General features: G+C 37.5%; 26 protein-coding genes and 1 pseudogene. 20 read left to right on the top strand and 7 right to left on the bottom strand.

Annotated features, from left to right (window positions below; genetic code table 11):
* Positions 1–5 precede the first annotated feature (5 nt).
* The 8 genes from BN53_RS06585 to rpoD all read left to right on the top strand — a co-directional run bounded on the left by BN53_RS06585 (position 6) and on the right by rpoD (position 9,325).
* Positions 6–965, top strand: coding sequence for a PhoH family protein (locus BN53_RS06585; RefSeq protein WP_009560159.1), 960 nt, complete (start codon positions 6–8; stop codon positions 963–965).
* Positions 966–1,490 carry an rRNA maturation RNase YbeY gene (gene ybeY, locus BN53_RS06580; RefSeq protein ID WP_009560158.1) on the top strand — a complete coding sequence of 175 codons (525 nt, stop codon included), beginning with the start codon at positions 966–968 and terminating at the stop codon, positions 1,488–1,490.
* Positions 1,491–2,399 carry a GTPase Era gene (gene era, locus BN53_RS06575; RefSeq protein ID WP_009560157.1) on the top strand — a complete coding sequence of 303 codons (909 nt, stop codon included), beginning with the start codon at positions 1,491–1,493 and terminating at the stop codon, positions 2,397–2,399.
* The gene (recO, locus tag BN53_RS06570) at positions 2,399–3,148 is read left to right on the top strand and encodes a DNA repair protein RecO (RefSeq protein WP_009560156.1); all 750 of its coding nucleotides are present in this window, start codon (positions 2,399–2,401) and stop codon (positions 3,146–3,148) included. The genes era and recO overlap by 1 nt, the downstream gene beginning before the upstream one ends.
* 259 nt (positions 3,149–3,407) lie before the next feature.
* Positions 3,408–4,325, top strand: a complete 918-nt coding sequence (glyQ, locus tag BN53_RS06565; protein ID WP_009560155.1) for a glycine--tRNA ligase subunit alpha — start codon at positions 3,408–3,410, stop codon at positions 4,323–4,325.
* Positions 4,318–6,384 carry a glycine--tRNA ligase subunit beta gene (gene glyS / locus BN53_RS06560; protein ID WP_009560154.1) on the top strand — a complete coding sequence of 689 codons (2,067 nt, stop codon included), beginning with the start codon at positions 4,318–4,320 and terminating at the stop codon, positions 6,382–6,384. Before glyQ ends, glyS begins: the two co-directional genes overlap by 8 nt.
* Before the next feature lie 20 nt (positions 6,385–6,404).
* The gene (dnaG, locus tag BN53_RS06555; protein WP_009560153.1) at positions 6,405–8,210 is read left to right on the top strand and encodes a DNA primase; all 1,806 of its coding nucleotides are present in this window, start codon (positions 6,405–6,407) and stop codon (positions 8,208–8,210) included.
* The gene (rpoD, locus tag BN53_RS06550) at positions 8,210–9,325 is read left to right on the top strand and encodes an RNA polymerase sigma factor RpoD (RefSeq protein ID WP_009560152.1); all 1,116 of its coding nucleotides are present in this window, start codon (positions 8,210–8,212) and stop codon (positions 9,323–9,325) included. Before dnaG ends, rpoD begins: the two co-directional genes overlap by 1 nt.
* 62 nt (positions 9,326–9,387) lie before the next feature.
* Here the strand turns inward: rpoD and BN53_RS06545 are convergent, their stop codons facing one another.
* Entirely contained in the window at positions 9,388–10,029 is a 642-nt protein-coding gene (locus BN53_RS06545; RefSeq protein ID WP_009560151.1) for a M23 family metallopeptidase, read from the bottom strand.
* Between the two features lie 158 nt (positions 10,030–10,187).
* On the opposite strand from BN53_RS06545, the gene BN53_RS06540 reads away from it, so the two are divergent.
* The 8 genes and pseudogenes from BN53_RS06540 to BN53_RS09645 form a co-directional block, all read left to right on the top strand.
* Positions 10,188–10,871, top strand: a complete 684-nt coding sequence (locus tag BN53_RS06540; RefSeq protein WP_009560150.1) for a tRNA (adenine(22)-N(1))-methyltransferase — start codon at positions 10,188–10,190, stop codon at positions 10,869–10,871.
* Positions 10,864–11,661, top strand: coding sequence for a Nif3-like dinuclear metal center hexameric protein (locus BN53_RS06535; protein WP_009560149.1), 798 nt, complete (start codon positions 10,864–10,866; stop codon positions 11,659–11,661). Before BN53_RS06540 ends, BN53_RS06535 begins: the two co-directional genes overlap by 8 nt.
* Positions 11,662–11,678: 17 nt before the next feature.
* A complete protein-coding gene (pepT, locus tag BN53_RS06530) occupies positions 11,679–12,920 on the top strand; it encodes a peptidase T (RefSeq protein ID WP_009560148.1) in 1,242 nt (413 codons plus the stop codon).
* 321 nt (positions 12,921–13,241) lie between these two features.
* Entirely contained in the window at positions 13,242–13,613 is a 372-nt protein-coding gene (locus tag BN53_RS06525) for a GntR family transcriptional regulator (protein ID WP_009560147.1), read from the top strand.
* Positions 13,606–14,310 (top strand): ABC transporter ATP-binding protein, encoded by a 705-nt coding sequence (locus BN53_RS06520; protein ID WP_009560146.1) that lies wholly within the window; start codon positions 13,606–13,608, stop codon positions 14,308–14,310. Before BN53_RS06525 ends, BN53_RS06520 begins: the two co-directional genes overlap by 8 nt.
* A 1-nt stretch (position 14,311) precedes the next feature.
* Entirely contained in the window at positions 14,312–15,160 is an 849-nt protein-coding gene (locus BN53_RS06515) for a hypothetical protein (protein WP_009560145.1), read from the top strand.
* Positions 15,161–15,171: 11 nt separating this feature from the next.
* Complete coding sequence (locus tag BN53_RS06510) at positions 15,172–16,011, top strand: hypothetical protein (RefSeq protein ID WP_133286444.1); 840 nt, start codon at positions 15,172–15,174, stop codon at positions 16,009–16,011.
* Between the two features lie 58 nt (positions 16,012–16,069).
* Positions 16,070–16,216 (top strand): annotated as a pseudogene (locus tag BN53_RS09645) (PTS sugar transporter subunit IIC); the annotation flags it as partial.
* Positions 16,217–16,340: 124 nt separating this feature from the next.
* On the opposite strand, the gene BN53_RS06505 reads toward BN53_RS09645, so the two are convergent.
* Together BN53_RS06505 and lepB are read right to left on the bottom strand one after the other, a co-directional pair.
* A complete protein-coding gene (locus BN53_RS06505; RefSeq protein WP_009560143.1) occupies positions 16,341–16,529 on the bottom strand; it encodes an LBP_cg2779 family protein in 189 nt (62 codons plus the stop codon).
* 54 nt (positions 16,530–16,583) lie between these two features.
* Entirely contained in the window at positions 16,584–17,081 is a 498-nt protein-coding gene (gene lepB, locus BN53_RS06500; RefSeq protein ID WP_081495934.1) for a signal peptidase I, read from the bottom strand.
* Between the two features lie 202 nt (positions 17,082–17,283).
* Here lepB and BN53_RS06495 point away from each other — a divergent pair, with 202 nt between their 5' ends.
* The 4 genes from BN53_RS06495 to BN53_RS06480 are packed head-to-tail and all read left to right on the top strand — an operon-like array spanning position 17,284 to position 21,183.
* On the top strand, positions 17,284–18,027 hold the full coding sequence (locus BN53_RS06495) for a class I SAM-dependent methyltransferase (RefSeq protein ID WP_009560141.1): 744 nt from the start codon (positions 17,284–17,286) through the stop codon (positions 18,025–18,027).
* A 1-nt stretch (position 18,028) separates the two neighbouring features.
* Positions 18,029–18,985: a hypothetical protein gene (locus BN53_RS06490; RefSeq protein ID WP_009560140.1), complete on the top strand. Its 957-nt coding sequence runs from the start codon at positions 18,029–18,031 to the stop codon at positions 18,983–18,985.
* 1 nt (position 18,986) lies between these two features.
* Positions 18,987–20,366 carry an RsmB/NOP family class I SAM-dependent RNA methyltransferase gene (locus BN53_RS06485; RefSeq protein ID WP_009560139.1) on the top strand — a complete coding sequence of 460 codons (1,380 nt, stop codon included), beginning with the start codon at positions 18,987–18,989 and terminating at the stop codon, positions 20,364–20,366.
* Positions 20,367–20,382: 16 nt separating this feature from the next.
* Positions 20,383–21,183: a Cof-type HAD-IIB family hydrolase gene (locus BN53_RS06480; protein WP_009560138.1), complete on the top strand. Its 801-nt coding sequence runs from the start codon at positions 20,383–20,385 to the stop codon at positions 21,181–21,183.
* Between the two features lie 42 nt (positions 21,184–21,225).
* On the opposite strand, the gene fni is transcribed toward BN53_RS06480, so the two are convergent.
* The 4 genes from fni to mvk are packed head-to-tail and all read right to left on the bottom strand — an operon-like array spanning position 21,226 to position 25,243.
* On the bottom strand, positions 21,226–22,242 hold the full coding sequence (fni, locus tag BN53_RS06475) for a type 2 isopentenyl-diphosphate Delta-isomerase (protein WP_009560137.1): 1,017 nt from the start codon (positions 22,240–22,242) through the stop codon (positions 21,226–21,228).
* A 13-nt stretch (positions 22,243–22,255) separates the two neighbouring features.
* Positions 22,256–23,338 (bottom strand): phosphomevalonate kinase, encoded by a 1,083-nt coding sequence (locus tag BN53_RS06470; RefSeq protein ID WP_009560136.1) that lies wholly within the window; start codon positions 23,336–23,338, stop codon positions 22,256–22,258.
* A gap of 34 nt (positions 23,339–23,372) precedes the next feature.
* Positions 23,373–24,332 (bottom strand): diphosphomevalonate decarboxylase, encoded by a 960-nt coding sequence (gene mvaD, locus BN53_RS06465; protein WP_009560135.1) that lies wholly within the window; start codon positions 24,330–24,332, stop codon positions 23,373–23,375.
* The gene (mvk, locus tag BN53_RS06460) at positions 24,332–25,243 is read right to left on the bottom strand and encodes a mevalonate kinase (protein ID WP_009560134.1); all 912 of its coding nucleotides are present in this window, start codon (positions 25,241–25,243) and stop codon (positions 24,332–24,334) included. The genes mvaD and mvk overlap by 1 nt, the downstream gene beginning before the upstream one ends.
* Positions 25,244–25,316 lie beyond the last annotated feature (73 nt).

The following is a 25,316-nucleotide window of genomic DNA, read 5'->3' as shown; positions in this document are numbered from 1 at the left end:
TTTATTTGGCTAAAACCAGTTTTATTCCTAGAGATCCAGAAAATATCCAAAATTTAGTTGGAATCAATGATGCCAATTTGAAGTTGCTGTCAGATGCTTATGATGTAGCAGTAACTGATACTGGCAACGAAATTATCATCGATAGCGATGATCAGGTTAAAGTAGACAAGATTATCCAAATTCTTCAAGAACTTGACAATGTTGTGAGTACAGGTGTTAACATCAGTGCGCCCGATGTTGTAGGTCTCATGAAGATGGCAGATAAGGGAACGGCAGAATATTTCTCTGAACTATATAAAGAGGTTTTAATTCGGGATGCTAAAGGCAAGCCGATTAGAGTCAAGAATATGGGTCAGAAGAAATATGTTGATGCAATCAAAAAATCCGATGTCGTATTTGGTATTGGTCCAGCCGGTACTGGTAAGACATTTTTGGCAGTTGTTTGCGCTATTGCTGCCTTTAAAAAAGGCGAAGTTTCTAGAATTGTTTTGACTAGGCCTGCAGTTGAAGCCGGGGAATCATTGGGATTTTTGCCAGGTGACTTAAAGGAAAAGGTTGATCCATATCTACGCCCAATTTATGACTCCTTATACGCAATTTTGGGAACCAATACTACTGATCGTTTGATGGAGAGAGGAACTATTGAAGTAGCGCCACTTGCATACATGCGTGGTAGAACTTTGGATGACGCCTTTGTTATTTTGGATGAAGCTCAAAATACGACAGATGCTCAAATGAAGATGTTCTTAACGCGTTTAGGCTTTAATTCCAAAATGATTGTTAATGGCGACATGACTCAGGTCGACTTGCCTGGTCGTCAGCGCAGCGGGCTGGTAGATGCTCAAGAAATTTTAAAGGGAATAGATCAGATTAAGTTTATTAACTTTAGCTCTGCAGACGTAGTTCGTCACCCTGTAGTAGCTAAGATTATCAACGCATATGAGAAAAAGGGTGTAATTCAATAGATGAATCCGATAGAGATTACCTATAATGATGAAGTTGGCTTTTTGGATGATAAGTCTCGTGATTGGAAGACTTGGATTGAAAATTTGTTGTTAATGGCTAAAAAAGAAATTGGCAAAGATAATAACTTGGAAATGAGTATTAACTTTGTTGATGAGGCTGAAAGTCAACGAATCAATTCAACCTATCGCGATAAAGACCGTCCAACTGATGTTATTTCCTTTGCAATTGAAGATGGCGAAGATGGTCTGGATTTTTCTGACTTTATTTCAGATCCGGATTTTCAAGAAGATATTGGAGACTTATTTATGTGTCCAAGCGTAATTCGCCGTCATAGTGTTGAATATGAGACCGGATTTGATCGAGAATTTGGTTATACGATTGTTCATGGCTTTTTGCATTTAAATGGCTATGATCATATTGAGCCGGCTGAAGCAAAGGAAATGTTTGGCATTCAAGGCAAGGTATTAGAAGAATATGGATTGCCTTTATATCCTGATCAATTAGACGTTGGTAGAGGTAAATAGATGGATCAAAAGAAAGAATTTAAATCTGGCTTTGTTGCCTTGGTAGGTAGACCTAACGTTGGCAAGTCTACTTTAATGAATCGCTTGGTGGGCGAAAAGATCGCCATCACTTCTAATAAGCCGCAGACTACTAGAAATCGAATTTCTGGTATTTATTCGGCTGATGATATGCAAGTGGTTTTTATCGACACTCCAGGTATTTTTAAACCACACTCTAAACTAGACGATTATATGGGGAAGGCAAGTTTTTCTAGCTTTAACGATGTCGACTTAGTTTTATTTATGGTTGAACCAGAAGTAGCTGGTCGTGGCGACCAGTTTATTGCTGAAGAATTAAAGAAGGCTTCTGTACCTGTCTTTTTGGTAATTAATAAGGTTGATCAAGTACATCCAGATAAGTTGCTTGAAGTTATCGATTCATACCGTAAATTAGGCAACTTTATGGAATTTTTGCCAGTATCAGCTACCGAAGGTATTGGCGTTAGCGATTTGATTGATAGTCTTTACAAGAACTTAGAACCGGGACCACAGTACTATAGTTCAGATCAGATTACCGACCGCCCAGAATATTTTGTCGTAGCCGAATTGATTAGAGAGCAGATTTTGCAACTGACTGATCAAGAAGTTCCTCATGCAACTGCAGTGGCAGTTGAGAGAATGAATCAACGCGTAAACGGCAAGCTTCAGATTGAAGCCAATATTTATGTTGAGCGCGATGGTCAAAAGGGAATCATCATTGGCAAGGGCGGCAAGATGCTTAAGCAAATTGGCGTAAAGTCCCGTAAGCAGATTGAAAGTATTTTAGGCGAAAAAGTAAACTTGCAACTTTGGGTTAAAGTTCAACGCAATTGGCGTTCAGATCCATTCTTCTTAAAGAGCATTGGCTATGATAAAAAGGAATTGTCCTAATGCAAGAACTTGTTGAAGTTCAAGGAATAATCTTCAAGCGCCAACGCTATAAAGAGTCGGATCTTTTGGCCAAAATAATGACCAAAGATCATGGCATAATTACAATGATTGTTAAGGGAGCACTTAAGCCTAAGTCAAAACTAGGCGCAGCAAGCTTGAACTTTTCTTATGGAAAGTACATTATCTATAGTTCTGGCCATGGCTTAAGTACTTTGAGAACTTATAAAGAAGTAAAGCAATTTGATCAGATCTATTTAGATCTAGAAAAAAGCGCTTATGCTTCTTTTGTTTTGGATTTGATTGATCATGCTTTTGTAGAATATGCGCCAATTGGCAAGTATTATGATCTGGCCAAGTTTGCCTTAGATCATATTGATCGCGGGACTGATCCGGAAGTGTTGACTCAGATAGTCCAAATGCAGCTACTGCCAGCATTTGGAGTTGGTCCACAGATGGAAGCTTGCGTTATTTGTGGCAAAAAGCAGGGCGTGTTTGATTATTCGCTTAGATATGGCGGAATAATTTGCGAGGATCATTTTGCTAGCGTCACTGATAGAATGCATCTAACTGCTAAGGAAACCGCACTTTTGAGAACTTTTGCCTTGCTTCCAATTGAGCGCTTGGGCAATGTTCAAGTAAAAGAGCAAAACAAAAAAGCTACCAGAAAAGCAATTGATCAAATCTATCGAAGCAGCTTAGACTTGAATCTTAAAACCAAAAAATTCATCGATGAGTTAAGGTTATTTTAAAGTAGGCTAGTTTTAGCGGTTCAGCTGTGGTAAAATCTTTAGGTAAATAGCGATAATGAGGAGAAAGAAAAGTACTAGTAAAGCGAATGCTGGCTGGTGAGAGGGCATCTAGGAAAAGGCACCTCTAGCTATCATCAATTAAGAGCAGGAAGAATACTTTCTGAATTAGGGTGGAACCGCGAAATACTTTTATTTTCGTCCCTATGCAAAATTTTGCATAGGCTTTTTTTATTGGCCTAGCACAGGAGGAAGTTAAATAATGTCAGACAAGAAATTAAATGTTCAAAGTATGATCTTTAAACTAGAACAATTCTGGGCCTCCAAGGGCTGCATGATCATGCCATCATACGATGTTGAAAAGGGTGCAGGTACAATGAGTCCCTACACTTTCTTAAGAGCTGTAGGACCTGAGCCATGGGCAGCATGTTATGTTGAACCTTCAAGAAGACCAGCTGATGGTCGTTATGGAGAAAACCCAAACCGTTTGTTCCAACACCACCAATTTCAGGTAGTAATTAAACCAGCTCCTGAAGATATTCAACAATATTACTTGGACAGTTTGAAAGTTTTAGGAATTGATCCATTAGAACACGATATTCGTTTCGTTGAAGACAACTGGGCTAACCCATCAATGGGTTGTGCCGGTGTTGGTTGGGAAGTATGGCTTGATGGTATGGAAGTCAGCCAATTTACTTACTTCCAAGTAGTTGGTGAATTAGACGTTAAGCCAACTATGAGCGAAATTACTTACGGTGTAGAACGTTTGGCTTCATACATTCAAGATGTAAACTCTGTATTTGACCTTGAATGGGGCAATGGTATTCTTTACCGTGATATCTTTAAGCAACCTGAATACGAACACTCAAAATATGCCTTTGAAAGTTCAAATCAAGAACAATTGCTTAAGTTCTTTGAAATTTACGAAGCAACCGCTAAGCGTCTTTTGGATCAAAACTTGGTTCACCCAGCTTACGACTACATTCTTAAGTGTTCACACACCTTTAACTTGCTTGACGCCAAGGGTGCTGTATCAGTAACTGAACGTGCAGGTTACTTATCAAGAATTAGAAACTTGGCCCACGAAGTAGCAGTCAAGTTTGTGGAAGAACGTGAAAAGCGTGGATTCCCATTGCTTAAGAGTGCAGAAGACAAGAAGGCGGGGGTAGAAAATGACTAAGAACTATTTGTTTGAAATTGGTACTGAAGAAATGCCAGCTCATGTGGTAACCAAGAGTGTTAACCAATTAGCTGACAGAACAAAGAAATTTTTGAAGGAAAATGGCTTGAAGTTTGATTCAATCAAGACTTACTCAACTCCACGCCGTTTGACAATTTTGGTTGAAAACTTAGCTGAAAAGCAAGCCGATATCGACGAAATCAAAAAGGGTCCAGCAAAGAAGATTGCTTTAGATGCTGACGGTAATTGGACCAAGGCTGCTCAAGGATTCGTTAGAGGTCAGGGAATGACTACTGACGACATCTACTTTGAAGAATTGAAGGGTGTAGAATATGCCTACATTCACATTCAAAAAGAAGGTAAGAAAGCCAGCGACATTTTGCTTGGCATGAGCGATATCATCAAGGAAATGACTTTCCCAACTAAGATGAGATGGGGCGCAAATGACTTTGAATTTGTTCGTCCAATCCATTGGTTAGTATCATTATTTGGTAGCGAAGTTATTCCAGTTAAGATTTTGAACATTACTGCTGGTCGCAAGACTCAAGGACACCGCTTCTTAGGTGATTCAGTTGTTTTGGCAAGTGCAGACGATTATGTTGATGCATTGAAGGATCAATTTGTAATTGTTGACGCTAAGGAACGCAAGACCTTAATCAGCAACCAAATCCAAGAATTGATCAGCAAAAACCACTGGACTATTAAAGAAGATTCTAGCTTGCTTGAAGAAATTACCAACTTGGTAGAATATCCAACTGTTTTTGCTGGATCTTTTGATGAAAAGTACTTGAAGATTCCTGATGAAGTTTTGATTACTTCAATGAAGGATAACCAACGTTACTTTGAAGTTTATGATGAAAAGGGTAAGTTGATTAACCACTTTATTTCAGTTAGAAATGGTAATAAGGATTACCTAGAAAACGTTATTTCTGGTAACGAAAAGGTATTGGTTGCTCGTTTAGATGACGCTCAATTCTTCTACGATGAAGATCGCAAGTACCCATTAAGTCATTTTGTCGACAAGATGAAGGATGTTTCTTTCCACGACAAGATTGGTTCAATGGCGGAAAAGATGTTGCGTGTTAAGTTGATTGGTGAATACTTAGCTAAGCGCTGGAATCTCTCAGATGAAGTACTTGCTGACTTTGATCGCGCTAGCGAACTTTACAAGTTTGACTTAGTAACTCAAATGGTTGGTGAATTTGCTGAATTACAAGGTGTAATGGGAATGCATTATGCTGAATTAGCTGGCGAAAACAAAGAAGTAGCAGCTGCAATTAAGGAACACTACATGCCAACTACTGCTGAAGGCGAATTGCCAGAAACAACTGTTGGTTCATTGCTTTCAATTGCTGATAAATTAGATACAATCATTACTTTCTTTGGCGCTGGCATGATTCCAAGTTCTTCAAACGACCCATATGCTTTGCGTCGTTACGCTTATGGTATTGTTCGTATCCTTTTGGCACAAAACTGGTCATTGCCATTTAGCAGTGTTTTGCCAGAAATCGTTGAAGTAATTAGTGGCAAGACTCCAGCTAAGATGCCTAAGGCAGGCGAAGAAGATGAACAAATTGCTTTGTTCATTCGCGACAGAATTAAGCAATACTTGCAAAAGAATAACTTCAAGTACGATGTAATTGATGCGGTTTTGAACTCAAGTCACCAAGACTCAAGCCAAATTCTAGCTGCAGCTAACGTACTTCAACTTCACCATGATGATGAAGAATTTAAGCCTGTAGTTGAAAGTTTGATCAGAATTTCTAACATCTTGAGTAAGGCTAAGGTAGACGACAATGCGGCTGTCAACTCTGACTTATTCGAAGACAAGAGTGAATCTGACTTGTACATGGCTATGCAAGAATTGCAAAAGATTGAAGATTTATCAGAACTATACAATGGTTTTGTTGATTTGCAACCAATCATCAGCCGTTACTTCGATACCAACATGATCATGGCTAAGGACGAAGCAGTTAAGAATAACCGTCTTACTCAACTTAACAGCATCAGCAAATTGGCAAGTCGCTTAGGTGATTTGAGTAAGTTAGTTATTAAATAAGATAAAGATAGGTGATGCAAATGGCTGGATTAATACCAGAAGACTTTATTAATGAAGTTAGAAGCAATGTCAATATTGTTGATATAATCAGTCAGTATGTCTCACTGGAAAAGAAAGGCAAAGACTATTTGGGTCTTTGCCCTTTTCATCAAGAAAAGACTCCATCTTTTACGGTCAATGAAGAAAAGCAATTTTTCAAATGTTTTGGTTGTGGCAAGGGTGGAAATGTCTTTAAGTTTTTAATGTACAAGGACAATCTTACTTTTCCCGAAAGCGTAGCAGAAGTGGCCGGCTTTGCACATATTCCAATGCCTTCTGGTTATGAAGCTAGTGGAGGTAGAAGCAGCAATCCATTGATTCGCTTGCATGAAGATGCGGCTAGCTTCTACCATCAGGTTTTGCTTACGACCAAGGCAGGGGAGCGAGGGATGCAGTATGCCCGAGAAAGAGAACTTTCAAGAGATATTTTGGATCACTTTCAAATCGGCTATGCTCCTGAAAATAATGTCCTTTTGATGTACTTAAAGGGCAAGGGTTATTCTGATGATGATCTTGCTCAAAGCGGCTTGTTTATCCAAACTGAAGATGGTCGAATGTTTGATCGCTTCAGAGATCGTTTGATGTTTCCTTTAGGAAATGAGAATGGGCAAATTATCGGCTTTTCGGGTAGACGACTGTCGCAAGATAAGACCCAAGCCAAGTACATGAACAGTCCGGAAACTAGTATTTTTAACAAATCAAAGGTTCTATTCCACTTTGCAGAAGCTAAAAAGGCAGCTCGAAGCGAAAAGCGCCTGGTTTTATATGAAGGCTACATGGATGTAATTGCTGCTTATAAGGCAGGAGTTACAGCGGGAATTGCTTCAATGGGAACTAGTTTGACTGATCAACAGATCTACTTGCTCAAGCGAATCACCAATAACGTAATCATTAATTACGATGGCGATGATCCAGGTATTCATGCCGAAGAGCGTGCCGTTGAACTATTTGAAAAAGCTGGTGGATTCAACTTAGGCTTGGTAATTTTACCAGAGAAATTAGATCCAGATGAGTACGTTAAAAAGTATGGAGTCGAAAAGTACCAAGAAGAAATTAAGGGGGCCTTGTCACCAACTGATTTCTTCTTGAGACGACTAGCCCATAAGTACAATTTGCAAAACGATCGCGAAAAGTTGCTCTATCTAGATGAAGCAGTCAAGAAAATTGCGACAATCTCTAATCCGATTGAGCAAGACTTGTTTTTGAAAAAAGTTGCTGACAAGCAAGGAGTTTCACTAGAATCGCTTAAAGCAAGTTTGATGCGAGAAGTTCGCAAGAATAGGCGAGCAAGCCAGCGAAATAGATTGCAACAAGTAGAAGAAGATCCACAGCCAGTAACTTATGAAAACGAGCGTAGTCTTGAACATGATCCGGCTCAAGATCGCTTGCTATATTTATTCATAAATGAAGAAGAAGCTCGAGATTTTATTTTGCAACAAAAATTTTTATTTCCTGATGCAAATTATGCCCAATTAGCAGAATTATGGTTAAAATATATTAGTACGCATGAAAATCCGACGAGTAATAGTTTCTTAGATTTTGTTCCTGAGAGACTTCAAGGTATAATAGTAAATACTGAAATGACACAGATGCCAGATGATTTTTCCGAAAAAGAGATTTTGGATATAATTCACTCCATTAACTTGCGCAAAGTCAATTCCCAACTGAATGAGTTAAGAGATCAAATACAGGATGCAGAGCGCAAACAAGATGTTGCTGAAGTAATTCGGATTACCCAAAAGATTCTCGAATTAAAGAGAAATCAAGGACAGAAGGAGGCTTTTTAGTGGTAGATAAAGGAACTAAGGCAGAAAAGCTAACTTTGGAAAAGAAAGTTAAGGAAATCGTCAGAGAGGCGAGAAAGACTAAGGTAATTTCTGAAGAAGACTTTACTGAACATTTGATCAAGCCATACAATATACAAGGCAAGGCTTTGGATCAACTTATCCAAGAGTTTGAAGATAACGGAATCAGCGTTGTCGATGAAGATGGCAATCCTTCTGTATTAGCGCTTAAAAAGCAAAAGGATGTCGAAAAAGCTGAATTGAAGGACATGACAGCACCATCAAGCGTGAGAATGAACGATCCAGTCCGGATGTACTTGAAGGAAATTGGTCGAGTTCCACTTTTGAATGCTGATCAAGAAATTAATTTGGCTAAGCGAATTGAAGAAAATGATGAAGAAGCTAAGCAAGAATTAGCCGAGGCAAACCTTCGTTTGGTTGTTTCAATTGCTAAGAGATATGTAGGTCGAGGGATGTCTTTCCTTGATTTGATTCAAGAAGGCAATATGGGCTTGATGAAGGCAGTTGACAAGTTCGATTACCGTCTAGGTTTTAAGTTCTCCACTTATGCTACTTGGTGGATTAGACAAGCAATTACTCGTGCCATTGCCGATCAAGCTAGAACCATTCGTATTCCTGTACACATGGTTGAAACTATCAACAAGCTGATCAGAATTCAACGTCAATTGCTTCAGGACTTAGGTAGAGAACCAACTCCAGAAGAAATTGGTGCAGAAATGGATATGGCAACCAACAAGGTTCGCGACATTCTTAAAATTGCTCAAGAGCCAGTTTCTTTGGAAACTCCTATTGGTGAAGAAGATGATTCTCACTTGGGAGACTTTATTGAAGACAAGGATGCTACAAGTCCTGAACAACATGCTTCATACGAAATGTTGAAGGAACAACTAGAACAAACTCTGGATACTTTGACTGATCGTGAAGAAAATGTTTTGCGTTTGCGTTTTGGTCTTGATGATGGCCGAACTAGAACCTTGGAAGAGGTAGGCAAGGTGTTTGGCGTTACGCGTGAACGTATTCGTCAGATCGAAGCAAAGGCTTTGCGGAAATTGCGTCACCCAAGTCGCTCAAACCAATTGCGCGACTTCTTAGATTAATAATCAAAAAGCGTGAGATCAATATGTTTACGTGCATATTGTCCTCGCGCTTTTTTGTTGCTCTATTTTTTAGCTAGATCATCTTCGATAATCTTCATTGGGTCTAGCCAAGTTCCATTGTCTTTCCACCAATTTTTGCATGGATCGCCATACTTGTCGATATAATTCTTATCTGTCTTGGTGATACCCAAGTGAATGTGCGAACCAGTCAGTTTGCCAAGCTTTTGTCCTAATTTAACTCTTTGTCCTTTCTTAACGTAGATATCAGTAATGCTCAAAAAGCCTTCCTGGTAGACTTCTACGTAGCCGTCATCACTAATGACCCAAATATACAAGCCCATACCAGCCCGGTAATGTACGCGTTTAACGACACCTGCATGTACAGCTAAAACGGTGGAGTGACCGACTTCTGAAAAACCATAGTCGTAGCCATCGTGAAAGTAGCTCTTGCTGGGATAGACGCGACGCAAAATATCAGTATCGCCATATTTTTGTCCGCTTTTAAATTTGATCTTTTTTTGATATAAGCGAGCAAAAGGATAGCCCCAAGTGACGACATGTTTTTTGACCTTGGGCTTTTTGGTTTGAACGCTCTTAGGTTCTGTTTGCAGATTCAAATGTTGTGAAAAACGCCATAAGGGTACTGAAGCTACTGATAGGATCAGAATTATACCTAGAAGCGTAAATAATTTCTTTTTGTTCATAAAAAACATTCATCCCTTATAAGCTAAAACTTTATGGTTTTATCTTACCATAAGATGAAATGATCTTTGGAGATTATCGGTATTTAGTCAATTAATTAAATCAAAAGATGCTTGCACTATGGTAGAATCAAATACAAATAGAGAATTGAGGTAAAACTGTGAATTTGCGATTAAATACTTTAGCCGAAATGGTTGATCAAAATAGTCGAGTGGCAGATATAGGTACAGACCATGCTTATTTGCCAATTCAATTAGTAAAAGAAGGAAAGGTTGATTATGCAATCGCCAGCGATATTGCGCAAGGTCCGCTAAATAATGCGATTCAAGATATTGCTCAAGCGGGTTTTGCAGATAAGATAGAAGCTCGCCTTGGCGCAGGCTTAGAAACCATCAAGCATGAAGATCAAATCGATACGGTTGTCATAGCTGGTATGGGTGGCAAGTTAATGATTCAGATTTTAGATGATGCTTGGAATAAGGGATTTCACTTTGAAAATCTAGTCCTAGCCCCTAATATCACTGAACCTAAGGTTAGAGAGTGGTTAATGAACCACAACTATCACTTGTTAGATGAGAAGCTAATCTTTGAAGCAGGTCATAGCTATGAATTGCTTAAGGCTAAATTGGAAAAAGAGCCAGTAGAATTGACCAAGAGACAACTCTTGTTTGGTCCAATCATTTTGAAAGATAAAAGCCCGGAATTCTATCAAAAATGGGCCAGCCAACTTAATTACTTCAATGGCTTGTTAGCCAATTTGAATAAGGCTAAGAATAAAGATCAGGCTAGAATAGAGAGTATTGAACAACAAATAGCAGCAATTAAGGAGGAATTAGATGACTAAGGTTATTGACGTAATAAACAAATTGAGAGAAGTTTTTCCAGAAGAGCTTGCTAGCAAAGGCGATCCAGTAGGGATGCAAATTGGCTCAGTTGAAGCCAAAACAACTAAAGTAATGACTACTTTGGATGTTAGACCGGAAGTAGTTGAAGAAGCAATCGAAAAGGGTGTAGATCTGATTATCAGCCACCACCCAGTTATGTTTAGACCTGCCCCAAACTTGGACTATTCTGAGCCACAATTCAAGATGTATGCGGATATTATCAAGCACGACATAGCAGTCTACTCAATCCACACTAATTCTGATAAGGCACAAAACGGCTCATCCGATTGGCAAGCTGAAGAATTAGGCCTAGAAGAAGTGGAACCATTTGCCTTAGATGATGATGGCATTGCAATTGGACGCAAGGGTAAATTGCCACAGCCAATGTCTGCCTACGATTTTGCTTTATATGTAAAAGAAAAAATGCAGATTAAGATGGCTAGATTGATTACTGCTGACAATGACAAGATGATCAGTTCAGTTGCCTTTATTTGCGGTGATGGAGGCAAGTATTGGCGTCAAGCTTTGATTGACAAGGTAGATGCTTTTATTACTGGCGATATCTATTACCACGTAGGTCATGACATCGTTTCTTCAAGCTTGACCGTAGTCGACCCTGGTCATTACACTGAAAAACTGTTTAAATATAAGGTGTATGATTTATTGAAAGACTGGAATGAGTCAGAAGATTGGCAATTGGAAATCGAATGTTCAAAGGTGTCAACCAACCCATTTCAAGATATTTTTTAGTTAGGAGAGATTTATAAATGGAGTATCCAACACTTTTACCAAGATTTTTGAGATATGTAAAGGTAAATTCAAGATCAGACGAAAATTCTGACCGTGTTCCTTCAACTGAACGCGAAGAAAACTTCCAAAAGCAAGTTATCATGAAGGAATTAGAAGAATTAGGCTTAAGCGATGTTCATTACAATCAAAAGGCCGGATGCGTAATTGCTACTATTCCTTCAAATATTGACTACGATACGCCAGTAATGGGCTTTTTGGCACACTGTGATACAGCAGACTTTAATTCAGAAAATGTAAAGCCTCAAATTCACGAAAATTATGATGGCGAATCAAAGATCCAATTAGGTGATTCAGAATTTTACTTAGATCCAGCAGTTTTTCCTAATTTGAAGAAGTACAAGGGCCAAACTATTATCACTGCTTCAGGTGATACTTTGCTTGGTGGGGATGACAAGTGCGGTATTTCAGAATTAATGACTTTTGCGGAATACTTGATGCAACATCCTGAACTTAAGCACGGAACTATTCGTTTAGGCTTTACCCCAGATGAAGAAATTGGTACAGGTGCTAGCCACTTTGATGTAGAAGACTTTGCTGCCGATTTTGCCTTTACAGTTGATGGCGAAGCACCAGGCAAGCTTGATTGGGGTACTTTCTCAGCTGCTCAATTTGCTTTGGATATTCAAGGTGTCAATGTTCACCCTGCAGTAGCTAAGGGCCAAATGGTTAACGCTATTCAATTGGCAATCGATTTCCAAAATCAATTGCCACAAAATGAAGTTCCAGAACATACTGAAGGTAGAGAAGGCTTCTATCACTTGATGAATTTCGAAGGTACGGTTGACAATGCACACATGGACTACATTATCCGTGACTTTGAAAGAGAAGGACTTGAAGCACGTAAACAAGTAGTCAAGGACTTAGTTGACAAGATCAACCAAGAACAAGGCACTAAGCGTTTGACGCTTAAGATGTGGGATCAATACTACAATATGGCTGATGAACTAGCTAAGCACATGGATATTATTGAATTAGCTAGGGATGCATATAAGGCAGAAGGTCTTGAAATCAACGAAGATCCTGTACGTGGCGGAACAGACGGTTCACAATTGACTTACATGGGCTTGCCATGTCCTAATATCTTTGCTGGGGAAGAGAACATGCACGGTAGATACGAATACACTGTCCTTGAATCAATGTACAAGACAGTCGACGTAATGCTTACTATGACAAGGCTTTTGGCTGAAAGATCAAAGTAAGATAATTTAGCTTAGTGAAACAAAATTACTAAAAAAGAAAACTGTTAAGATGAATAATTATTTATCTAAATTCGATGATATCAAGCTTTATGAAAGAAGTTAAAATCGCGACAAGTTTTCCACTTCTAGTAACTTAAAATAAAAAGATAGGTAAAATAGCCGATATAAAGGTGTTTTTATCTATCTTTTTTATTTTTATCTAAAAACCAGACATAGTGAAACATTAATTATTTTTGAACCGAATACTTGAATTTTTAGCTTAGCTTTTGTATTATAATAGTGTAATAGATATGTAATACAGTAAAAGAAAGGGCAAATAAAATGGAATTTAAGGATAATATTCCTATCTACCTGCAGATCGAGCAATATCTTTATCGGCAGATAGCTATGAATGAGCTCAAGGCTGGAGAAAAAATTCCATCTGTTAGAAAACTTGCGCTGGAGCTAACGGTTAACGTCAACACGGTTCAAAGAGCTCTTCAACAGATGAATGATCAAGGAATTCTTTATACCAAACGCGGCGAAGGCAATTTCGTCACTGAGGATGAAGAGCTGTTGAAGCAAACTAGACAGGCTTTGATTGATGACAAGCTGGATGAATTCGTCCAAAATATGTTGACTTTAGGAATTGAGAAAGATCAGCTAGTTGAAATACTCAGCAATTACTTAGAGGGAAAGAATCAAAATGACTAATTTACTTAAGATAACGGGATTGAATTACAAAAAGAATCAGAAGTATATATTGAGGGATGTAAATTTAACGCTTGATGAAGGCAAGATAATTGCCTTGCTTGGTGAAAATGGTGCAGGTAAGACTTCACTGATGCGCGTTATTGCCGGCGTAGCGAAAAATTATAGTGGTCAAGTGGAATTAGCCGGTGGCAAAGAAGAAGCCTTCAGAAAGGCTCATTTGTCCTTTACAGATGGCTTATCAGGTTTTGGCGATACTACCAAAATTAAGGAAGTGGTAAATTTCTACGAAAGCCTCTATAGCGATTTTAGCGAAAATGAATTTGATGAATTGCGCAAATTCATGAAGTTGGATCTTGATATGCGCTTGAATCAGCTATCTCGAGGGATGAGAGAAAAGTTGATTATTGCTCTGACTTTTGCTAGAAAGGCAGACCTTTATCTTTTAGATGAACCATTTGGCGGAATTGATGCAATGGCAAGAAAGAAGATTATCAATTCAATCATCTTATGGAAAGAGGATAAGGCAACAATCCTAATTTCGGATCACTTTGTAAATGAGATCTCAACTTTGCTAGATGAAGTAGTCATTATCAAGAATCAAACTGTCTTTGCCCACAAGTCTACAGATGAAATTAGAGAAAACCACGAAAGTATCGAAGAATACTACGAAGGTTTGTATGAGGATGAGGGTGAATAGAATGATCAGTTTTTCAAAGGTATTTAAAGAGCTATTCCACGTTAAAAATCGAGTAGTTCATATGATTGTGCTATTAAATGCAGTAGCTTCAATAATTTTGACCTTAATCATGTTAACTTCTAGTAATGGCGGAAAAGGACAGATCAGTACAGGATCAAGAGCATACGAGATCGGCAATTTTGGTGGATTTATTTTGGTATTGGCCGGAGTAATGGCCATGATGATATTTTTTACTAGTGCCTTTTATTTCATTTGGAGCTCAGTGGCTAATGAAAAGATTGGCCGTCAGCAGACTTGGCAACTATTGCCAATTTCGTCATCCAAGTTTTACCTTGCCAATATCTTGAGTTCACTAGTGTCTTATATCTACATGGGTTTGCTTCAAGTTGCAATAATTGCGCTAGATCTGTTATTCGGAATCATGGTATCAGATGGCATTCGAAAGTGGGTAAACTACATCTTTAGTGGGACAGAGCTCTCGAATGTAGAGGTGGCTGAGATAGCTCAGGGACTTATTTTAGGAGCATTAATCGTTTTATTGTCCACTATTTTGTGGTATTTGCTTATTGGAATATATCATTACCTAACTAGAGCAGCGATTGAATTTATGCCTTTTGCAGGAAACAAGTTCATTACTTTCTTGATTCGCGTAGTTCTTTTGGTTGCCTTTATCTATGCTTTGTCAATGATCTTAAATGTGTTCTCTGACGCTAGCCGAATTATATTTGATCCAAGTCGGGCACAAGCTTTTGACACTATGTATTTGGCTAACTTGCAATTGCTAATTTTGGACATTGTTTTTGGAGGCTTAAATATTTTCTTATATAGCCGATTCGTCGAAGCTAAGTAAAGGGGATAGTTATGATAAAATTTAGGACTCTAAGCAAGAGAATGTTTCTGCAGAAGTGGCAGCTTGCACATTTTACGCTGGTATTGCAGCTGCTTGCTATTATCTTTTGCTCGATCATGATCGCTACAAGAAGTAATAGCGATTTTATTTCTTGGATCGGAATTGCACAAGAGGGCAGTATAGCATCTTCTATTTCCGCACTATTAGTACAAACGACAATTCTAGCTGATATGATTTTCTTTGCGTTGATCTATATAAAGGGACTAAGAATGCTCTTGTCTCAAACTTGGCATCTCTTGCCAATTTCTAGCAGCAAGCTATACTTAGCCAATTTGCTGACCAATGTCTTATCCTGTGCTTATATTTTTGTTATTCAAATCATCGGAGTCTTGGCAGGGGAGTTTATCCTTAGTCTTGTCGATAAGAAGTATCAATTTTGGCAATTCTTAGGAGAAAACTTCCAATCATTTACTTCGCAATCTTCGGCTGCAATTATGGATGACCTTGCTCCATTTATCTTTTTGATCTTGATTGTCTTATTCCTTACTAGCTTTGTTGACTTTACTAATTTTTCGTCTAGGGTAGTAACTGATTTCTTGCCACTTAAGAATATTAAGTGGGTTAGGTGGGCAATCAATGTTATTTTGGTGATAATTGGCATGTATCTCTTTATGAAATTAGATACATACTTTGGCAGAATGTATTATAGTCAAGCTTCGAAATTGAACTATATTGCTCAAAATCTGAGATTTGTTAATATCAGTAACCTTGAATTGTTATTTGGAACGATAATCTTTGGTGGAATAGATATCTATTTAATCAATAGGTATTTAGAAACTAGAATTAAATAGACTTAATAAAAATCCGCTATTTTAGCGGATTTTTTGATTATCGAGAATTTTTTTAAATGTAACTCCACCAATTATCGGTGGTATTATCGCAACCAAGAGTATAGCAGGAGGCGTTTTGGCAGCAGTCAACGTAGTTGTATCTACTTTGATCTACATGCCATTTGTTTCAATTGCTACTAAGCAAGAATTGGCTAAGGAAAGATAATTGATAGAAGAGAAGTCGGCAGAAAGCCGGCTTCTCTTTTGTTTTACAATAGTGAAATACAATTAAGTTGTTACTAAAACTAATAGCAATAAAAAATAACCGACCATTTGGTCGGTTAAGATAATTAAGAATTAGCAGAAATGTAGTCGTAAATCTGGCTGATTTCTTCAGCTGTAAATATACCTCTGCCAGCTTTCATTGCATGGATTTTTTCTACTGAAAGATGACTAGCAAAAGCCAAGTCGGTATCAGTCATGTGATTCTTTACTTCAAAGTCAATAATTTGATTTGATAATTCTTCTTGTTCATTCATTATTCCATTCTCCTTTGTACTCTCATTTTAACATAAGATGGAGAAAGCAAAGCCTTAAAAAGTCTTCCAACTAGTAAATGGCCAGTAACGGAAAGCGACTTTCCCAACAATCTTATCACGCTTTACAAATCCAAAGTATCTTGAGTCTTTAGAAACATCGCGGTGATCTCCCATTACAAAGTAATAGCCTTTAGGAATTTTTCTTGTTAAAGTAAAGTTGTTGGTATACAGATGACCATCCTTGTTGTCAGCTTTTTTGTAGCTGTTGTTTAGATATGGTTGAGCCACGTATTTACCGTTTATGTATAACTTATCATTCTTTGAGGTAACCATTTCACCAGGCAAACCAATTACACGTTTGATATAAAGGGCACCTTTTTGATCAGGGGCATCAAGAATAACAATGTCATTGCGTTTGATGTTGAAGTTGCGAACAGCAATTATACGGTCGCCATCTTCAAATGTTGGCTGCATAGATGGACCTGAGACTGTTTCATTTGATAAAACAAAGGTAAACAAAGCCCATAAGATACTACCCATGATAGCCATCATTACGACTACATCTAGAAGAAATTTACCAAAACTTTCTTCATTATTATCTTTTTTGATTTTGGCTGTTTTTGCCACAAATATCACTCCTCAATTCAGTAACTTCTTTTATTATAACTTTTAAAATCCAATTAATGGTAAAAAACATTATAAAGATTTAGTGTAGAATGGTAGGAAGAAAAATATTTAGTTGGGATTTTGATCAATGGCAGAGTATTTAGAAAAAATGACTAAATTGGATCAAGTGTTAGATGATCCAAAAGTACATCAACAGGTTAGTGAAGTTCAACAGATCGTTCAAAATGTTGCTGACAAGGAACTACTTGAGATAGCTCCGGGCAAGTTAGGCTTTTTGCCTGATGAGTTTGAAGAGTTAGTAGATAAACTCGGTCAGGACAAAAAACAAGAATTATACGTAATGAATCAACTTTTAAATAGTGTTCGTCAATATTTATCCCTAAGATTTGGTATCTGGTCGGTCCCGAATTTGAAGCTAGCAAAAACTATTAAAGAAGAACTGCAAGTTCAAAAGGCACTAGAAGTAATGGCAGGCAATGGATATTGGTCTTTGGCACTAAAGAAGGCAGGCTTAGATGTGAGAGCGACCGATTCTTTAGAATGGGCTAAAACTTCTAAAACAGGGCAAGATGCTTTTTTTAAAGTTGAGAACTTCACAGCAGTTGAAGCAGTTGAGAAGTTTAACGATGTTGATTTGATCATTTGCTCTTGGGCACCTAATTTTACCCAAAGCGATCTAGAGTTAGTTAAAGCTTGGAAAGATTATAATCCTAAAAGTAAATTGATATTCATCGGAGAATATGAAGGAGTCACTAATTCTCCTGATTTTTGGGAGCAAATGAAGTTTGTAGAAAACAATTCTACAAAAAGAATCAATCAACAGTTCTCTAGTTTTGATTTTATTGAAGAAAAGGTTTATTTGGTAAAATAAAATGAATTTAAGAAAAATATTTTTGACCCTACTTATTCTGCTTTCCTTTTTAGGAATGGGTATTACGCTGTCAAATATTCAGTCTCAAGAAGCGGATCAATTGCTTGAAACGCACGGACTAAGCAATAATACACGATATTTTTATACGGACAAGAAGACAACAATACGGTCATTTTTGAAATACTTACATAAGAATTTTAAAAATAGCCAAATTCAGGTTCATTTTAATAACCGTTATGAAAAGGACCAAGTGTTAGTTTGGGCAAATAAAAGTATCGTGGCTCAGCCAACGGATAACGGTAGATACTTTACGATGGATGATTTCAATAGTATGGTAACCGTTGCAGTACTAGGCCCAGATTCTAACATAAATACGACCACTAGTCAGAATAATAAATACATTATTTATGATAATCGCTATTACAGTGTAATAGGTACCTTTAAGAGATACAAACAGATTGATCAATATCGCTACTACATGACAACGGGAATTAATCAAGAAAATTCAACTGATAGTTTAGCCAATTACAGAGTATCGATTGATGCTTCAGCCAGAGTACTTAAAGCTGTAAGCAAGCATTATAAAGTTAGCCTTAAATATCCAGGATTTGTAATTCGGCATAAGAGTCGAAAATATTCAATCATTCAGGAACTAATTTTGATTGTCTTATTGAGTTTAGTAGGAATAATAGGCAACGTTATTATCGCCATGTTACATTGGAAACAGGCTAAACTAACAAGATTGCGTGGTGATTTGCTTAGAAACTGGCTTATTAACCGTAGTTCTAGATACCTATTGGTTGAATTGCTCTTAATGCTTGGATCGTACTTTATTTTGGTATGGAAGGCATTTTTTGAAAGACCAGAGTATTTGATCGCCTTATTGTCACTAAATTTGGTAATATTAATCATTAGTTATATGACGACAATTTTTGTTATGAAGCGAAAGGAAAAATAGAGTGGAATTACCAGCAGGATTTAAAGAAAAGTATGTTGCTCTTTTAGGTGAGAGTGAATCAGATAAATTGTTTGAAGCTTTACAAGCTGATGAACGTAAAGCGTACAGATTAAATACCTTGAAGGATTCTGATAAGGTAACCTATTCTAAAAATATGCCAGTCCCTGAAATTAAACAGGCTTATTATGGCGAAATAAATGGGACTGATCCAGAATGGGTGAGTGGCTTAGTTTACTCTCAGGATCCTTCTGCAATGTTTCCAGCTCATGTAGCACAAGTAAGGCTTGGAGAGAAAGTACTTGATTTATGTGCAGCACCTGGTGGAAAAAGTACTGGGTTAGGTGAGGCTTTAGAAGGAAAAGGCATTTTAGTTTCAAATGAAATTTCAGCTACAAGAGTTAAAGCCTTAAGAGAAAATATTGAACGCTGGGGAATAGCTAACGCTTTAATAACCAATAACGATTCTGCTACTTTAGCTAAAAAATTCCCAAACTATTTTGATACGATCTTAGTTGATGCACCTTGCAGTGGGGAAGGAATGTTTAGAAAGAGCCAAGAAGCAATTGATTATTGGAATCAAGATTATGTTATTACTTGTCAAAATAGACAAAAGGAAATTTTGGTTGAGGCTGATAAAATGCTCAAGCCAGGTGGCAAATTAGTCTATTCAACTTGTACATTTTCTCCAGAAGAAGATGAAGAAATTGTTGCATGGCTGGTTAATGACTTGAATTATAAGATTGAGCCAATTGAATTTATCTCATCTGATAAAATAAGTCATGGACATCCTGAATGGGCTGATGAAAACTTACCAGAATTAGCAGAGACTTTGCGCTTTTGGCCACAAGATAATTTAGGCGAAGGACAATTTGTGGCAGTTTTGACTAAAAATGGTGAGTTTGTCGAAGTTTCTGAAAAGAAAAAGAAGAAAAATCTGGCAAACAAGAATAAGTTGTCAGCACAAGAACTCAGCTATGTTGCAGATGTTTTGGAAAAATTCAATTTACCGGCTACTTTGCAGGATTGGAAAGCAAAGCTTTGTTTAAGCAATGGTCACGTATTTTTGCCAGTAATAGCTCCAAATGATCTAAAAGGAATAAAGGTCATCAATAATGGCTTAGAGCTTGGACTTTTAAAGAAAAATCGCTTTGAACCAGGTCATCAATTAGCAATGGTATTAGGTGATGTTAAGCAAGAACAAGTGGTTGACTTAGCTAACAAAGAAGAATTTGATAAATATCTTCATGGCGAAACTGTTAATGTAACTAGTAAAGTTAAAGGTTTTAGCTTGGTTTCTTATCAGGGAATGATCTTTTCATTTGGTAAGGTAACGGGCAATGGAGTTTTGAAGAACTTTTATCCTAAAGGACTAAGAAAATAAGGGAAAGAGGATACATATGATAAAATTGATTGCTACCGACATGGATGGTACTTGGCTAAGAGATGATAAAACTTATGATCAAGATTTATTTGAGCAAATTTTAGAATTGATTGAGCAGAAGCAAATCGCCTTTGTTATTGCTAGTGGCAATCAATACGAAAATTTAAAAACGCGCTTTCCAAAGGTAGCCGACAAGCTCTATTTTGTTTCAGAAAATGGCGCTTTGGTTGCAGATGGAGATGAAATTCTTCATGTAGAAAGCGTTACTAAGCACGAATTTGAAACAATGAAAAAGATCACTAATACTGTTAAAAATCCTGTCGTTGTATGTGGTTTAAAGAGTGCTTATGTTCGTGAAAAAGATGGTCATGCATACCATGTTGAAATGGAAAAGTACTTCAAGAATTTGACAATTGTCTCAAGCTTTGAGGAAATTCCTGATGACGAACAAATCTTCAAAATCTCTTTTGATACAACTTTGGAAGAATTACCTGGTTTAATTTCACAGCTTAGAAATGACTATCCAGAATTCGAAATTGTTGCAGGAGGCCCAGATTCGATTGATATTCAGCAAAAGGGTCTCAGCAAGGCAACAGGTCTAAAATACTTGAGCAAGTATCTTAAGATTGATCCTAGCGAAATGATTGCCTTTGGCGATGGCGAAAACGATCATGGCATGTTAAATTATGTTGGCTACAATTATGTGACTAGCAGTGCGTTACCTCAAACCAAAGCGATTGCCGATGAATTGATTGGTTCAAGTAATGACAGTGCAGTTCAAAAGAAAATAATCGAGCTATTAACTTCAGAAAACTAAAAATAGGATGAGTGATTGTTTTTAAATCACTCATCCTATTTTTTATATTAATTGATCAAGTTGCGTTTTCAATGCTAAATCGAAATAACTTTCTGTTTTACTTACGCCACTAAGGTTATTGCAGCCATATAGAGCGAGTAAGATTGCAAGATCTTTTTTCCAATTTTGAACCAGTTCTTGTAAGTATTCAGCATCGTGGCTAAGCATTTCTTGAAGGAAGAAGTTAGAAATGCCTACATATTTTCCGCCTAAAACTAATCCCTTCAAGACATCTAGTGGATTTCTAACACCGCCAGAGACAATAAAGTCGATCCCTTCTTTCTTAGCCATCATAGCAGAGACGACGGTAGGAAGCCCCAAATCTTCTAAGTAAGATACATCATGATTATTTCTGGCGTTTTCTATTTGGGCGAAGTTTGTTCCACCAGATCCAGCAAGATCAAGTAAATCAAAGCCATTATTTTGCAAAAGTTTAATTGATTTAGAGTCAAATCCAAATCCAACTTCTTTAATGATAATAGGCTTATCGACGCTTTGACGTATCTCTATCAAGTTGTTTAGCCATCGAAAATCACGGTCTCCTTCAGGCATGGCTGCTTCTTGAATTGTATTAAGATGAATCTGCAAAGCATCTGCTTGAATTTCTTCAACAATTCTTCGGGCATCTCTAGCTGAAGTAAGAGGATTAACATTAGCAATAATCACTCCATCTGGATTTTCCTTGCGAGCGACAAAGAAGGATTCCAATTGATCATTTTCATTAACTAAGATGCTGGCTGAACCAAGAGCAAAAGCAATTTTTTCTTGATGGGCTATTTTGCCTAATGCTTGGTTGATTTTCAATGATTTAGCTGAACCACCAGTCATTGCATTGATAAAAAATGGAGCATCTAAATCCTTGCCAAACATTCTAGTTTTAATAGAATTTGGATCAACGACCGATTCCGGTAGAGTGGGGCGCAATAGATGCATTTGATCGAAACTATTTACTTTTTCTTTATCAAAGAACATCTGAGCCAATGTGAGATGTTCTTCTTTTCTTTTAGATCTGATCGACATAAATCTTCTCCGATTAGTGTATATAAGTAATTTGGTGAACGCGATAATCTAAAGGAAGAATATCATTTTGTTTCCATTCAGCTTGTAGGTTATCAAGATCTGTATTTTCATCAGCAATTACAATCCCACAATCTCCATTACCGGCACCTGAGGTTTTAGCAGCACCGCCTAGGTTTTCTGCAATGTTGATCAATTTAGTCAACCTAGGAATTTCAATTGCAATGTTATTGATTTGGGCAAAATGCATTAATAACTTACGGTTGATTCGAATTTGATGTTTAATGAGCTCGATATCGCCAGCTTCAAAGCCTTCAATCATTTTCAATACGCAATCACGTGAATCGTGGAGAAACTTAGTATATTCCTGACTGATAGATGACTTGTTGGCATTGGTTTCATCAACTAATCTTGAAGTTGATGCAGGCTTTTGACTCCAACCAATTAATAATTTCATCCCTTCAGGTGGGGTAAGCAAGTCTATTCTGAGTCCTGGCCATGCTTCATTAATAACTTTAGATAAAGGCTTAGTAGCTAATTCATGTTTCAACCATTCCTTGTTGAATGTTTGATATGCAATCCAGCCACCATAAACACTGGCAGCAATATCTCCAGCTGAACCATTTCCTTGTACATGGTAGTGCGAGATAGCTGATATCTTGTAGACAACTTCATTATCGATTTCTAAGCCATAGAATCGCATAATAGCTTTAACGGTTGCTACAGTAACGGCAGCACTGGATCCTAGGCCAAATTTTTTGCCATCAGCCGAATCTAGGTCTGAGTTAACATGTAAATCATAAACGGTCAGATCTATGTTTTTTTCTAAACAATATTGTTCAGTGTAAGAAATAGCTGAAAGAATATATTCAAAAGGATTATCACGATTGTCGATTACCATTCGTGATCCTTTTCTAACCCAGTGAATTGAATCTTGCGAGTATTGTTTTGAGTGAATTAATCCCGTACCAGTTGTACTTTTTGAGATTGAAACGCGCACAAATTGATTCACAGCTACTAAGATAGCTGGGCAATTTTGCTCCAATACCGCATATTCTCCTGCAATATATAATTTTCCTGGTGCTTTTTCTGTTATCAAAAAAATGTCCTCTAATCTAAATTAAGATCTATTATTAGTCCAGATAAGTAATTCCTGGACCAAAACTTGCATCAATAATATTAACATTATCAAATACAGACTCAAAGCGATTTTTGATAAATTTGACATTTCTTAATTGGCAAAGAATCTTCAAGTTTGGACCGGCGTCAAGAGTGTAGTAACACTCAATGCCTTCGCTTCTAAGCTCATGGACAATGTTAATCGCCTTAAGCGTATTTGGTTCAAAATAAGTAAATCCAGGCTGAGCTGAGAGATTGATTGCATGCATTTCATTTGCATTCAGTTCGGCTAATTCACCTAATTTGGTGAAATCATTATTGCTGATGGCATCCTGCATTTGTGAAATTTCTTGCTCATTTCGATCAAGCCAAGTCTGGAAGAATGGGGAGCTTTTAGCCTGAAGCATCCCTTGGGTTGACGACAGCTTTTTCTTTTTGACATTTAACTCGATAGCCAAGAGATGAAGGTCCATTTGCGGATTTTCATCAATGGGGTAGGCATATGAACTAGCGGAATCATGTCCTTTTTGCCAAATACTGAATCCACCAAAAATTGATCTAGAAGCTGAACCAGATCCTTGTCTAGCCCAAATGGAAAGATCGCGTTTAGATAGGTTCAATTGATAATAGCTATCAAATGCTGCTGCCATAGCAGCAAAAGCCGAGCTTGAAGAAGCTAGACCAGCAGCTGTTGGGACATGATTATCAGACTTTACAAGCAAGTTATCGATCTTGCCATAATTCTGCTTCAAGAGGTTCAGATATTTGAATACTCGCTTGGCAGTTCGATCATCTTGCAGGCTTCCATTTAAATAGAATTGATCTGGCCCATCCGTTGCTTCAATTGAAGTTTCTGTATAGAATGCATCCAAAGTCATCGATAGTGATGACATTAAGGGCAAACGCAAGAGGGTATCTGCTTTTCCCCAATATTTAATTAAGGCTATGTTTGTGTGAGCTCTTACTTTGTTCATTAAATTTCCTCAATCCAGTAATCATTGATGTATTTTTGGCTTAAATCTGCAATTTGTTGAGCATCCGCTTGATTATAGCACAATGTTATTACTATACCGCCTAAGCCACCACCAGACAATTTAAAACCTAATGCCTTATTGTCAAGTGCGATTTGCTTTAATTGGTCAATTCTTGGGGTCGATAAAGCAAAATCTGTCAAAATTTCTTGTGCTTCATTGAAATATTGGCCGATTTTTTCAGTCGCTTTCTCTAGCCAGGCTTCTTTAGTAGCCGTAGCTAGGTCACCTAATCGTTTCATTTGCTTTTTAACGACATCAGAAGCGTCATATTTTGCCTTTACCATGCTGACAGCTTCTCTAGTATTGCCCAGTTCTCCTGTATCCATAATTAATAAACTGGCGCCAAGTTTTCCAGCGATTTTTTGTGGGCCTGATTTTTTATTGAAAAAGATCAATTGATCAGAGCTAACAGTAGCAGCATCAAGACCTGAGGCTTTGCCGTGATTAATCATTTCAGCATGATTGGTAATTGCCATTATTTGATCATGATCCAGCTTCAAGTCAAAAAATTGGTTCAAAGCCATGCTGGTTCCAAGAGCAACTGTAGCACTTGATCCTAAACCTCGCTCGACAGGTATTTTTCCTTGATAGCTGAGTTTAACTGGCTGAGTACTTTGACTTTTTGCTAGTAGAGTATCCACTACGTATTTTATTCCATTGTATTCTGCAGGGGCTGCAATAAGTGGACCGTGATATCGATCAGTATCCATCCAATTTTGATTAAATTTCTCGACTGTAGTAGAGATGTTTAAGGCCTCAATTGGCATGGCTAGTGCATCATAGCCATACACGACGGAATGTTCTCCAATTAGAATAACTTTCCCATGAGCTTTATAAGTATATTTTTCCAATGACTATCATCCTTAGTAAAGTTATAAATCGAAATACTCTATGCTAAAATAAATTGCAAGGAGCTAAAAAACA

The organism is Lactobacillus pasteurii DSM 23907 = CRBIP 24.76, from assembly GCF_000297025.1.
Taxonomy (GTDB): Bacteria; Bacillota; Bacilli; order Lactobacillales; family Lactobacillaceae; genus Lactobacillus; species Lactobacillus pasteurii.
Note: the sequence above shows the minus strand (reverse complement) of the source record. Positions and strands in the feature narration are given on the sequence as shown.

Coding starts and splice junctions, on each gene's coding strand:
- ybeY (WP_009560158.1), top strand. CDS start 966: ATGAATCCGATAGAGATTACCTATAATGATGAAGTTGGCTTTTTGGAT.
- BN53_RS06515 (WP_009560145.1), top strand. CDS start 14,312: ATGATCAGTTTTTCAAAGGTATTTAAAGAGCTATTCCACGTTAAAAAT.
- BN53_RS06525 (WP_009560147.1), top strand. CDS start 13,242: ATGGAATTTAAGGATAATATTCCTATCTACCTGCAGATCGAGCAATAT.
- BN53_RS06490 (WP_009560140.1), top strand. CDS start 18,029: ATGAATTTAAGAAAAATATTTTTGACCCTACTTATTCTGCTTTCCTTT.
- BN53_RS06495 (WP_009560141.1), top strand. CDS start 17,284: ATGGCAGAGTATTTAGAAAAAATGACTAAATTGGATCAAGTGTTAGAT.
- BN53_RS06505 (WP_009560143.1), bottom strand. CDS start 16,529: ATGAATGAACAAGAAGAATTATCAAATCAAATTATTGACTTTGAAGTA.
- BN53_RS06520 (WP_009560146.1), top strand. CDS start 13,606: ATGACTAATTTACTTAAGATAACGGGATTGAATTACAAAAAGAATCAG.
- BN53_RS06545 (WP_009560151.1), bottom strand. CDS start 10,029: ATGAACAAAAAGAAATTATTTACGCTTCTAGGTATAATTCTGATCCTA.
- BN53_RS06480 (WP_009560138.1), top strand. CDS start 20,383: ATGATAAAATTGATTGCTACCGACATGGATGGTACTTGGCTAAGAGAT.
- fni (WP_009560137.1), bottom strand. CDS start 22,242: ATGTCGATCAGATCTAAAAGAAAAGAAGAACATCTCACATTGGCTCAG.
- mvaD (WP_009560135.1), bottom strand. CDS start 24,332: ATGAACAAAGTAAGAGCTCACACAAACATAGCCTTAATTAAATATTGG.
- BN53_RS06510 (WP_133286444.1), top strand. CDS start 15,172: ATGATAAAATTTAGGACTCTAAGCAAGAGAATGTTTCTGCAGAAGTGG.
- glyQ (WP_009560155.1), top strand. CDS start 3,408: ATGTCAGACAAGAAATTAAATGTTCAAAGTATGATCTTTAAACTAGAA.
- pepT (WP_009560148.1), top strand. CDS start 11,679: ATGGAGTATCCAACACTTTTACCAAGATTTTTGAGATATGTAAAGGTA.
- glyS (WP_009560154.1), top strand. CDS start 4,318: ATGACTAAGAACTATTTGTTTGAAATTGGTACTGAAGAAATGCCAGCT.
- BN53_RS06535 (WP_009560149.1), top strand. CDS start 10,864: ATGACTAAGGTTATTGACGTAATAAACAAATTGAGAGAAGTTTTTCCA.
- dnaG (WP_009560153.1), top strand. CDS start 6,405: ATGGCTGGATTAATACCAGAAGACTTTATTAATGAAGTTAGAAGCAAT.
- era (WP_009560157.1), top strand. CDS start 1,491: ATGGATCAAAAGAAAGAATTTAAATCTGGCTTTGTTGCCTTGGTAGGT.
- lepB (WP_081495934.1), bottom strand. CDS start 17,081: ATGATGGCTATCATGGGTAGTATCTTATGGGCTTTGTTTACCTTTGTT.
- recO (WP_009560156.1), top strand. CDS start 2,399: ATGCAAGAACTTGTTGAAGTTCAAGGAATAATCTTCAAGCGCCAACGC.